We start from the raw sequence: 10,449 nt of genomic DNA on the forward strand, positions 1-10,449 counted from the left end.
CGTGGGTAGCCGTGTTGAGGGTCCGTGAATGCCACATTGAGGGACTCTGATTCCCTCAATGTGGCATTCACGGACAGTGCAGCACGGTGGCGAGGGTGTGGGCGATGTCCTCGGCGGCCAGGCCCGGTTCCGGGCCGCACAAGCAGGACCAGCTGAGTTCGCCGTTGTCGGCGAGCCGGACCTCGCCGCGTGACGGCCGGGACGGATCGGACACGGCCAGCTCGACACAGACGCGCCACGCCACCGCGTCCTCGCTCACGACCAGGCGCACCGCCAGGCCGAGCGCGTGCAGCGCGGCGCCGACCGTGCGGCGCAGGGTGTCCCGCGGCGCCGGGGAGAAATCCAGCCCGGCGAGATCCTCCGCGCCGAGCAGCCGCAGGATCGTCCGGACGATGCGGACCGGGTCGTCGCACTGGGCAGGCGGCAGCCGGAAGGCCCACACCACCTGCCCGTAGGCGTCGGCGTAGAACTCGCCCCCGGCGCCGGGCAGGGTCAGCCAGTGTTCCTCTTCGATCGCCGACGGGATTCCCCGTTCCGCGAGCCGGTCCGCGACAAGCCGGACGACGGAACGGTCGTCGCTGTCCTCGGCGGTAATGGTGTCGTCGGTCAAGGTGGCGGGCATGGGTGATTCTCCTTTGTTTTCCCGATCGCGGGCCCCTCCGGTTCCGCGCTGTCCACTCTCGCCTCGCCGGGCTAGGATGACAATCAGTGACACGATATAGGCCGTGCGTGATCACTCCGCTGTCATCACCGAACGATGTGAGACTGACCATGGCACGCAAACGCCGCACCGCACTGGAAGCATGGGGTAGGGAACTGGCACTGGCCAGGGATGGGAAATCGCTGAGCCAGGAGGAACTGGCCAAGGCCGTGTTCGTGTCCCAGTCACTCGTCGCGATGTGGGAGACCGGGAAACGCACTCCGAAAGCTGATGATCTCGCCCGCTGCGAGGAAATCCTTGGCACCACTGGTTTTCTCGCGCGGATGCTCGCCGAACTGGTGGCGCGCGAGGTCTCGCACGAATGGCTGGACCGATGGATCGAAGTGGAGGAAAGCGCCACCACGCTGCTGTGGTTTGAACCAATTGTCGTCCCGGGATTGCTGCAAACCCCGGACTATGCGCGGGCGATCCTGGACTCCGAGGAACTGGTGGCCACTCGGTTGGAACGTCAGCGGGTGCTGGACGAGGGCGAGCCGCCAATGCTGGTGGTGCTGCTGTCCGAATCGGTGCTGCGCCAGCAGGTGGGCGGTGCCGAGGTACTGAGCGAGCAACTGCGGCATCTGGCGGAGATGGCGCGGCGGCGCACCATCTCGGTGCAGGTGGTGCCGCCGGACGCCCCGGCCTGTGCCAAGTTTGCCGGTCACTTCGTCGTGGCCAGCCTCGACGGTGCCCCCGACGTGGCGTATGTTGACAACCAACTGCGCGGAGAGGTCGTCGAGGGGCACGCTGACGTGACGGCCTTGCGCCGGAGGTTCGAGTACTTCCGCGCGGATGCCCTCTCCCACCGGCAAACCATAGACCTGATCGAGAAGGCGGCGGACCAGTGCATCACCCCTTGACCTGGCGGAAGTCCTCCTACAGCTCGTCCAACGGCGGTACCTGTGTGGAGGTCGCGTACCAGCCGGGCCGTGCTCATGTCCGTGATTCGAAGGCTCCGGACACCGGCAGCCTCACCGTGAGCGCTGCTGCTTGGCGTACCTTCACCGCCGCCCTGCGTCCCCGGTAGATCGGCCTGAAGGGGAGGACCGATGCTTCACTCATTGACCTGGCGGAAGTCCTCCTACACCTCGTCCAACGGCGGCAACTGCGTGGAGGTCGCGTATCAGCCGGGCCATGCTCATGTCCGTGATTCGAAGGCTCCGGACACTGGCAGTCGCATCGTCCCCGCTGCCGCTTGGCGCACCTTCACCAGCACTCTGCGTCCCCGGTAACCTCACGCGACGTAGTGGCTGGGGCGGCCGTCGCGGTAGGCGAGCGTGCCGAGTGCGCGGGCGCGGTGGTGCGGCAGCAGCGTCGGCGTGCCGTCCGCGCGGAGTAGGACGCAGGAATGCCACGGCGTCGTCCACTGGTCGTCGACGTCGAGCAGCCGGATGCCGAACTTCGCCGCGCCCGGCGGCTGCGGATGGATCGAAAGCCGTACCGAGCGCGGAAAACGGGCCGCGATCAGGCTGCTCCACGCATTGCTGCGCTGGATGACGCCGTAGGCACGGCGTCGGCATTCCCGTTGCAGCGCGGATTTCGTGCCGGTGTGGCCGACGGTGTCCTCGACGAGGAACCGCGTGATGCCCCGGTAGAGCCGGGTCATGTTCTCATCGTGGTGGACCTGGGCGCGGAGATCGTCCACTGTGGGCGCGAACTCTTCGTGTACCCGGCGCCGCTTCTCGTCGTAACCGGTCTCGCCGAGGACGTCGCCCAGATCGAACGTCTCCAGACAAGCCCGGCGCTCGTCGTGGATCATTGCGCACAACGCTGTTCCGTAGGCGTCGATCGTCCCGTCCGCGACGCCGATGTGATCGCCGAAGATGTGGCCGTCGGAGCAGATCAGCATGCGCGCGCCGGGCGGGTAGACCGCTTCGATCGTGGCGCAGAGTTCGTCGAGGAATCGCAGGGAAAGGCGCTCACCCTCGTCCGGCAGCGGACCGAGCACCTTGTCCGGATTCGGGGACTTGCACGGGAAACCAGGCAGGGTGAACAAAATCGGCTCGCCGGTCCGGACGAACGCCGCGAGCTGGGTCAGCTGCGGTCTGAACGCTTCCGGCTCCGACACCGTGTCGCCGCGGACGTGACGGCGATGGGGCAGCAGCAGGCGCAGGATGTCCGCCGTGGTTCTCTCCACAGTGGACGGTGTCGCGGTGAGCACAGATCTCCTCGGCAAGTGGGCTGAAGGGGACTTTCGTCGCATGCGATGCGAGGAAAGTCCCCTTCAGCTCACGCGGTCGTAGGTGACGGGCAGGCTGTTGACGCCCCGGGCGAGGACGGCGGGGACCCACGCGATGGCGTCCGGGTCCCCGGCGAACCGCAGGCCGGGCAGGCGGCGCAGCAGCGTGTCGAGGGCGATCCGGAGTTCCGCGCGGGCGAGCGCGGCGCCGGGGCAGAAGTGGATGCCGTGCCCGAACGCCAGATGCGGGTTGGGGGACCGGGTGAAGTCGAGTTCGTCGGCGTTCTCGAACCGTCGCGGATCGCGGTTGGCCGCGCACAACGAGACGATCACCGAGTCGCCCGCCGGAATCCGGGTGCCGTGCAGTTCGCTGTCCTCGGCGAAGAAACGCCAGGTCGTCAACTCGAACGCGGAGTCGAACCGCAGGAGTTCCTCCACTGCCGACGGCAGCAGCTCGGGATCGTCCCGGAGTTCGGCCAGCTTTTCGGGGCGCCGCAACAACGTCATGAGGGCGGTGCTGATCTGGTTGGTGACCGGCTCCTGCCCGGCCACGAGCAGCTGGAACACCATGGAGTCCAGCTCTTCCTTGCTCAGCACGCCGTCGTCGTTGGCCCGCACGAGTGTGCTCAGCAGGTCTTCCCCGGAGTTCGCGCGCTTGTCCGCGGTGACGTCGGCGATGTAGCCCTGCAACCCGCGCAGCAGCGCTTCGTACTGAGGCCTGCCCGGATCGGTCGGTCCGACCGGCTGGACGACCTTGCCCCATTCGCGACGGAAACCCTTAGCCAGCACCGAGGGCAGCCCGATCACCTCGGCCAGCACCCGGAACGGGAAGTGCGCGGCGAACCCGGCGACGAGATCGGCCGGACCTTCGGGCGGCAGCGCGTCGACCAGTTCGTCCGCCAGCTCACGGAAACGGGGGCGCAGGGCCTCGATCCGCTGTGGCGCGAACCATTCCAGCGTGAGCTTGCGCATTTCCGTGTGCTTCGGCGGATCCTGGTGCAGAAGGTGGACCTGGAGCTGCGAATGCTGCGGTTCCGGCATGATCGACGCGCGGGCCCGCCACCGGTCATTACCCCGGGAGTGGTTTTTGCCGAGGCGTTTGTCGTTCAACGCCGAGTGCGCGGCGTCGTAGCCGGTGACAAGCCAGGCTTGCACACCGCTCGGGAATTCGACCGCGTGCACCGGACACTTCTCGCGGAGTTCGGCGTACAGCGGGTACGGGTCGGTCTTGTATTCGGTGCCGTACAACGGAACGGGCACGGGTTTCTCCTTCACAGCGTGATCCTCGGGCGGTGGTGGTCGAGCCAGAGCCCGAGGTCCACGACCCGTTCGAGTCGCAACCGGTGGCCCCAGGCGAGCTTCTCCGGTGCGCAGTCGAGCACCGGCTTGACCTTCGCCTCGTCGACCAGTCCGCGCAGGGTGTCCGAACCGGACAGTGCTGCCCTGGCCAGGTCTTGGAGCCCGCGGTTGTAGTCCGGGTGATGAGTGGCCGGATAGTGGTTCTTCGGTCGCATGAGGACGGACTCGGGTGCCAGACCGCGGGCCGCGGCACGCAGCACACTCTTCTCCCGGCCGTCGAAAGCCTTGATCTGCCAAGGAATCGAGAAGGCGTACTCGACCAGCCTGTGGTCGCAGTAGGGCACCCGGACCTCCAATCCGCGTGCCATGCTGAGCCGGTCTTTCCGGTGCAGCAGCTGACGCAGCCAGCGGGTCAGTGACAGGTGCTGCAACTCGCGCTGCCGGTACTCGACGGCGTCCTCGCCAGGTAAGTGCGGCACGGCAGCGAGGGCGTCGGTGTAGGTGTCGGCTTGATATTCGCCGATTCGCAGCACCGGTGCGAGGTCGGGATGCATCGGCATCGCGGCCTCGTCATCGGTCACCAGCAGCCAAGGGAACGTCGTCGCCTCGATCGCGCGTGGCGTGTGGAACCACGGATATCCGGCGAAAACCTCGTCGGCTGCCTCGCCGGACAAGGCCACTGTGGAGTGTTCACGAATACGGCCGAACAGCAGGTACAACGACGTGTCCATGTCGCCGACGCCGATCGGCGAATCCCGGCAGGCCACCACCGCGGCGCGATGGTCCGGGTCGAGGAGCAGCTTCGGGTCGAGGACAACGGTGTCGTGCTCGGTGCCGATGAACGCGCCCGCCTCGGTGGCGAACGGGGTGTCGTGCCCGGTGCGCAGGACGTCACCGGTGAACTTCTCGGCCTGATCGCTGTAATCGACGGCGTACGAGCGCAGCGTTGTCCCTGCCTGGCCGAGTTCGTCGGCGGCGAGGGCGGTGACCACAGTGGAATCCAGACCACCGGAGAGAAGGCTGCACAGCGGGACGTCGGCCTCCACTTGCGACCGTGTCGCGGCGTTCAGCAGCTCTGTGACCTTGGCGACGGTCGCGTCCCGATCGTCGGTGTGCTCGTGGACTTCGAGCTGCCAGTACGTCCTTTCGCGACGGCCATCGGGAGTCAGGCTCAACAGCGTGCCCGGAGGAAGCTCCCGTACCCCGGCCCAGAGTGTCGGGCCGGTGTTGAACAGCAGACTGTAGGCCTCGCGCAGCCCAGCAGTGTCCACTGTGGGCTCCAGCTCGGGATGCTCGAACAACGCCTTCGGCTCCGAGGCGAACGCGATACCGCCGTCGATTGCCGACCAGTACAGCGGTTTCACGCCGAGTCGATCGCGGACCAGCAGCAGATGCCGCTTGGTTTCGTCCCAGATGGCGAAGGCGTACATGCCGACGAGCCTGTCGGCCATCGCGTCTCCCCACTCCTGATACGCGCGGAGTACGACCTCGGTATCGCTGCGGGTGGTGAAGTGGTGGCCACGGCGGCGCAGCTCGTCGCGGAGTTCGTGATGGTTGTAGATCTCGCCGCTGTAGGTCAGCACGACATCTTCGCGCACCATCGGCTGAGTGCCGCCCTCGATGTCGAGGACCGCGAGCCGCTGATGTCCGAACGCGGCTTGGCGCGACAGCCAGACACCGCTCGCGTCCGGGCCACGGGGCGTCAACGTGGTCGTCATCGCGCGTAGCGTCGCCGCGCTGCCGTCGGCCAGGCCGTGGTAACACACCCAGCCGGTGATTCCGCACATGGAACGACTCACTTTCCGTTGTTCGGCAAGAGTTTCCGTGGCCGCACGCCGAGCAGAGGAACGGCCACGCAAGCGACGAGCGCGGCCAGCCACAACCCCGCCGCCGGGCTACCCAGTGCCCAGGCCGCGGTGGCGCAGGCCGGGCCGAGGGTGAAGCCGAGGCTGCGGGCGAGCTGGACAGTGGCGCCCGCGGTCGCCATCCGATCCGGTGGCGCGGCGGTGATCACGAGCACCTGCGCGGGACCGCCGTACAGCCCCATTCCGATCCCGGCCACCGCCAGCCGGACCGCGACCGCCGCCGGTGTCCACTGAGGACTCAAAGTGAGCAGGGACAGCAACCCGGCCGCGGTGAGCGTCGCGCCGGCGACGGCGACCGGACGCGGGCCGAACCGGTCGGCCAGCCGTCCGCCGAGCGGCCCCGCCACGCCCATCCCGGCGGCGAACGCGAGCAGTGTCCAGCCGGTCACCGCGGCGCTGATCCCGTCGATTTCCTGCATTCGCAGGCCGACGAGGTAGTTCATCACCGCGAACGCCATTGCCAGCGCGAGCACCGCGGCCTGCACCCCGCCGGTGCCGGAGGCGCGGATCACCTCCCACGACGGCCTTCCGCTGCTGTGGGACCACAGCACCAACGGCGGAATCCCGGCCAGGCACAGCAGCAGCCATCCGGGTTCGGTCGCGCCGAACGTCAAGCCCAGCAAGAACAATCCGATCCCGGAACCGGTCAGTGCGGCACCGCGCAACGACGCCGCGTCCGGACGGACCAACCGCCCGCCGCGTTCGGCGTAGCGCGTGGTCAGGACGAGCGCGGCGAGGCACACCGGGATCTTGACCAGGAACACCGCCCGCCAGCCGAAAGCGTCGATCAACGGCCCGCCGATCGCCGGGCCGAGTACCGCGCCGAGTGGTCCGAGCGTCGCGGGCACGCTCATCGCGCGACCGCGTAATCGTTCGGGTACCGACTGCGCCGCAACGACCGGCATCAGGACGAAGAGGGCCGCGCCGAACAAGCCCTGGGCAATCCTCGCCGCGATCAGCCAGGCAGGCCAAGGCGCGACGGTGGCCAGCAGCCCGCAGGCGCCGAAGCCGGAAACCGCCGTGAGCAATACCGTGCGGAGGGGTGCGGTGTTGAGCCACGTCCCGGCAGGGAGTAACAGCGCGACCACTGGCAGTTGGTAGCCGAGTACGGCCCATTGCGCGGTTTCCGTGGTGGTTTCCAGCTCGCGGGCGACGTCGGCGAGCGCGACGTTCACGATGTTCATGTCGAGCATCGCGATGAACGACACCAGGCCGGCGACCGCGACCAGCGGCCAGTTCGCCGTCCGCCCCCGTGTCATCAGCGCTCCCTCGTCCTTGAAGTTCCCCTTGCCGCCAGAAGTCGGGACCGTTCCGGGGAAAGTTCCCGATCGTGGGACGGAAAGCGGCACGGGTCACAGAAGGTGCCCAAAATTCCGGGAACTTTGCCCCTCGTTCGGGCGACTTCTGCACTGACAACGAATGTCTTGTAAGGAGTACAGCCGTGGGCGCAGCTCATCCGTCGCCGATCCGCCGTGCCGGGGCACTGACCGCGTTGACGCTGGCGGCGGGTCTGTTCCTGACTTCCTGCGTGGGGGAGTCCGCGACTCCGGCCGCCGCGCCTTCGTCCGGAATGGACATGGGCGGGAAGAAGACGGGGCATCCCGCGGCGCCCGCGTGCCCGCCGTTGCCCAAACTGGACACACCGCCGAAGCGGATCGTCACGATGGACGGCGGGGCGGCGGCGATCCTCACCGAACTCGGCCTCGGCGATCGGATCGTCGGCACCGCGGCGCCGGACTTCTTCGCGGCGTTCCCGCCGGACAAGAAGGCCGCGCTGGACAAGATCCCGGTGCTGGACCCTGGTCAGGGCAACGCGGAGAAGGTGATCAACGCGCGTCCGGATCTGGTGGTCGGCCTGTCGACGTACAGCTTCGGCGGTTTCGACGGCACACCCACGGTCGACCGGCTGGCGCAGGCCGGGGCGAAGACGTTGGTGGCCTGCGAGTCCGCGGGCGGTGGACCGGTGAAGGATCTTTCCGTCACCACGAAGTTCATCACCGAAGCGGCCGATGTCCTTGGCGTGGCGGAAAAGGGGAAGCAGCTCGCGGCGCAGGTTCAGTCCGCTGTGGACGGTGCGCGCGGTGGCGGGGGTGCACCGGTAAGGGTACTGGCCGTTTCCGGCCCGCCCGCGCCGGGACAGCCGGTGATGACGCAGGGTGGGACCAGTCTGGCCAACGGGGTCATCACGCTGGCCGGGGGCAAGAACATCGCCGAGGACGCCAGCACCGATTTCGCGAGCCTCAGCTCCGAGGAGGTCGCCGCGCGGGATCCGCAGGCGATCGTGGTGATCTCCGGGTTCGCGCCGGGCAGCGACGCCGATCTGACGGCGGCGATCCGGTCGAGCCCGGTGCTGGCCGGGAGCACCGCGGTCAAGGAGAACCGCCTGGTGGTCGTGCCGCAGAGCATCCTGCTCTCGCCTAGCGTCCTCAATGGACAGGCGGTGGCGACGATCGCCGCGGCGTTGCGCAAACCTGCCGCGTGACGGCGACCGCGTCGCGCCGGGAGCGCGCGCCGCTGCTCGCCACGGCGAATCTCCCGGTGCTCGCCGGGATTCTCCTGCTGCTCGTGGTCGGCTCGATGGTGCTCGCGGTCGGTCTCGGTCCCGTCTCGGTGCCGCCCGGTGAGGTCGCCGACGTTCTCGTGCGGCATCTCTTCGGTGGTGGTGCGCCGGGCAGATTCGACTTCATCGTGTGGGAGTTGCGCGCGCCCCGCGTCGTCGAAGGGGCGTTCGTGGGCGCCGGGCTCGCGGTGGCCGGTGTGCTGACCCAGGCGATGACGCGCAACCCGCTCGGCGAGCCTTACGTGCTGGGGCTTTCGTCGGGCGCGGCGGTCGGGGCTGTGCTGGTGATCACCACGATCGGGTCGGCCGCACTCGGGCTCGTCACGCTGCCCGCCGCCGCGTTCGCCGGTTCGTTGCTCACCGCGGCCGGGGTGTTCCTGCTGGCTCGGGCTGGCAGGGGAACGTCGCCGGGCAGGATGGTGATGGCGGGGATCGCGCTGGCTCAGCTGTTGTCCGGGGTGGTCTCGTTTCTCTTGCTGCGCACGAAGAATCCCGAGGCGCAGCAACAGGTGTTGTTCTGGCTGCTGGGCAGTCTCGCCGGGGCGCAATGGCCGTTGACCGTCGCGTGTGTCGTGCTCGTCGGCGTCCTGCTGGTGGTGTCGTTCGCCGGGGCGGGACGGCTCAATCTGCTGGTGCTCGGCGACGACGGCGCCGCGGCGCTCGGCCTGAACGCGGCCCGGCTCCGGCTCGTCCTCCTCGTGGTGGTGACGTTGCTGACCGGCACCGTCGTCGCCGTGTCCGGCAGCATCGGCTTCGTCGGCCTGGTGGTCCCGAATCTGACCCGGCTGCTCGTCGGCGCGGACCACCGGCGATCGCTCCCGGTGTCGGCACTGCTCGGCGCGCTCGTCCTCGTCTGGGCCGACACCGCCGCCCGGCTCGTGCTGGCGCCGACCGAACTGCCGATCGGCATCCTCACCGCCGCCGTCGGTGTCCCGGTGTTCCTTTTCGTGCTGCGGCGCAGTTCTGCCGGGGTGGTGGGATTGTCGTGAAGCTGGTCTTTGACGGTGTCACCGCCGGATACACCGAAACCCCGGCGGTGCGTGACGTCGACGTCACCATCGCCAGCGGTTCGTTCGTCGCGCTCGTGGGCCCCAACGGCAGCGGGAAGTCCACTTTGCTCAAAACCGTCTACCGGGCGCTAAGACCGTCCGCCGGTCGCGTGGTGCTGGCGGACGACGATCTCTGGCGGCTCCCGCATCGTGACGTCGCCCGGACTGTGGGCGTTCTCGGTCAGGATTCACCAGGCGGCCACGACTTCACCGTGCGCGAATCGGTGGCGCTCGGCCGGTATCCCCACCACGGCACCTTTGCCCGGCTCACCGCCTCGGACGACGAGATCGTGCACGAGTGTCTCGATCGCTGCGGCTGCCTGGAACTGGCGGGGCGGCCTCTGTCCACATTGTCCGGTGGTGAACGTCAGCGCGTTCTGCTCGCGCGGGCGTTGGCGCAACAACCTCGGCTGTTGATCCTCGACGAGCCGACCAACCACCTCGACCCTGCGCACCAGATCTCGGCTCTCGAACTCGCCACCTCGCTCGGCGTGACCGTGCTGGCCGCGCTGCACTCCCTCGACCTCGCGGCGCAGTACGCGGACACCGTGCTGGTGCTGCGCTCTGGCCGTGTTCACCGGGTCGGCGCGCCACGCGAGGTCTTCAAGCCGGGTCTGCTGCGCGAAGTGTTCACTGTGGACGGTTCCCTTGTGGACGATCCGATCACCGGTGCGCCCCGGGTACTGTTGCGCCCTCTCGTCGTCGAAGGTTGCTTTATGGGGCCCAATACCGGGCGGGGGGGCCGTTATAGTGGCGTACCGGCCCCCCGGGGCCCCGGGGGGGGGCCAGTTTGACGT

General features: G+C 68.4%; 11 protein-coding genes. 6 read left to right on the forward strand and 5 right to left on the reverse strand.

Annotated elements, in window-relative coordinates:
- Nucleotides 1-67: 67 nt before the first annotated feature.
- The gene (locus ACFWY9_RS28845; RefSeq protein WP_378340382.1) at nucleotides 68-622 is read right to left on the reverse strand and encodes a hypothetical protein; all 555 of its coding nucleotides are present in this window, start codon (nucleotides 620-622) and stop codon (nucleotides 68-70) included.
- A gap of 107 nt (nucleotides 623-729) precedes the next feature.
- On the opposite strand from ACFWY9_RS28845, the gene ACFWY9_RS28850 reads away from it, so the two are divergent.
- Genes ACFWY9_RS28850 through ACFWY9_RS28860 form a run of 3 tightly spaced genes read left to right on the forward strand, consistent with a single transcriptional unit; the run spans nucleotide 730 to nucleotide 1,932 of the window.
- Entirely contained in the window at nucleotides 730-1,560 is an 831-nt protein-coding gene (locus ACFWY9_RS28850) for a Scr1 family TA system antitoxin-like transcriptional regulator (protein ID WP_378340383.1), read from the forward strand.
- Between the two features lie 44 nt (nucleotides 1,561-1,604).
- The gene (locus ACFWY9_RS28855; protein ID WP_378340397.1) at nucleotides 1,605-1,727 is read left to right on the forward strand and encodes a DUF397 domain-containing protein; all 123 of its coding nucleotides are present in this window, start codon (nucleotides 1,605-1,607) and stop codon (nucleotides 1,725-1,727) included.
- A gap of 22 nt (nucleotides 1,728-1,749) precedes the next feature.
- Entirely contained in the window at nucleotides 1,750-1,932 is a 183-nt protein-coding gene (locus ACFWY9_RS28860; protein WP_378340384.1) for a DUF397 domain-containing protein, read from the forward strand.
- A 2-nt stretch (nucleotides 1,933-1,934) separates the two neighbouring features.
- Here the strand turns inward: ACFWY9_RS28860 and ACFWY9_RS28865 are convergent, their stop codons facing one another.
- The 4 genes from ACFWY9_RS28865 to ACFWY9_RS28880 form a co-directional block, all read right to left on the reverse strand.
- Nucleotides 1,935-2,861: an L-tyrosine/L-tryptophan isonitrile synthase family protein gene (locus ACFWY9_RS28865; RefSeq protein WP_378340385.1), complete on the reverse strand. Its 927-nt coding sequence runs from the start codon at nucleotides 2,859-2,861 to the stop codon at nucleotides 1,935-1,937.
- Nucleotides 2,862-2,924: 63 nt separating this feature from the next.
- A complete protein-coding gene (locus ACFWY9_RS28870) occupies nucleotides 2,925-4,139 on the reverse strand; it encodes a cytochrome P450 (protein ID WP_378340386.1) in 1,215 nt (404 codons plus the stop codon).
- 11 nt (nucleotides 4,140-4,150) lie between these two features.
- Nucleotides 4,151-5,965 (reverse strand): asparagine synthase (glutamine-hydrolyzing), encoded by a 1,815-nt coding sequence (asnB, locus tag ACFWY9_RS28875; RefSeq protein ID WP_378340387.1) that lies wholly within the window; start codon nucleotides 5,963-5,965, stop codon nucleotides 4,151-4,153.
- Between the two features lie 8 nt (nucleotides 5,966-5,973).
- On the reverse strand, nucleotides 5,974-7,302 hold the full coding sequence (locus ACFWY9_RS28880; RefSeq protein WP_378322974.1) for an MFS transporter: 1,329 nt from the start codon (nucleotides 7,300-7,302) through the stop codon (nucleotides 5,974-5,976).
- A 182-nt stretch (nucleotides 7,303-7,484) separates the two neighbouring features.
- Between ACFWY9_RS28880 and ACFWY9_RS28885 the strand changes: the two genes are divergently transcribed.
- Genes ACFWY9_RS28885 through ACFWY9_RS28895 form a run of 3 tightly spaced genes read left to right on the forward strand, consistent with a single transcriptional unit; the run spans nucleotide 7,485 to nucleotide 10,446 of the window.
- The gene (locus ACFWY9_RS28885; protein ID WP_378322973.1) at nucleotides 7,485-8,525 is read left to right on the forward strand and encodes an ABC transporter substrate-binding protein; all 1,041 of its coding nucleotides are present in this window, start codon (nucleotides 7,485-7,487) and stop codon (nucleotides 8,523-8,525) included.
- Nucleotides 8,522-9,592 (forward strand): FecCD family ABC transporter permease, encoded by a 1,071-nt coding sequence (locus ACFWY9_RS28890; RefSeq protein ID WP_378322971.1) that lies wholly within the window; start codon nucleotides 8,522-8,524, stop codon nucleotides 9,590-9,592. The genes ACFWY9_RS28885 and ACFWY9_RS28890 overlap by 4 nt, the downstream gene beginning before the upstream one ends.
- Nucleotides 9,589-10,446 carry an ABC transporter ATP-binding protein gene (locus ACFWY9_RS28895; protein ID WP_378340388.1) on the forward strand — a complete coding sequence of 286 codons (858 nt, stop codon included), beginning with the start codon at nucleotides 9,589-9,591 and terminating at the stop codon, nucleotides 10,444-10,446. The genes ACFWY9_RS28890 and ACFWY9_RS28895 overlap by 4 nt, the downstream gene beginning before the upstream one ends.
- Nucleotides 10,447-10,449 lie beyond the last annotated feature (3 nt).

Origin of the sequence: Amycolatopsis sp. NPDC059027, assembly GCF_042739735.1 — a bacterium.
In the GTDB taxonomy this organism is placed as follows: domain Bacteria; phylum Actinomycetota; class Actinomycetes; order Mycobacteriales; family Pseudonocardiaceae; genus Amycolatopsis.

Excerpts from the sequence above, each read along its gene's own strand:
- asnB (WP_378340387.1), bottom strand. The coding sequence starts at position 5,965 with ATGTGCGGAATCACCGGCTGGGTGTGTTACCACGGCCTGGCCGACGGC.
- ACFWY9_RS28860 (WP_378340384.1), top strand. The coding sequence starts at position 1,750 with ATGCTTCACTCATTGACCTGGCGGAAGTCCTCCTACACCTCGTCCAAC.
- ACFWY9_RS28845 (WP_378340382.1), bottom strand. The coding sequence starts at position 622 with ATGCCCGCCACCTTGACCGACGACACCATTACCGCCGAGGACAGCGAC.
- ACFWY9_RS28880 (WP_378322974.1), bottom strand. The coding sequence starts at position 7,302 with ATGACACGGGGGCGGACGGCGAACTGGCCGCTGGTCGCGGTCGCCGGC.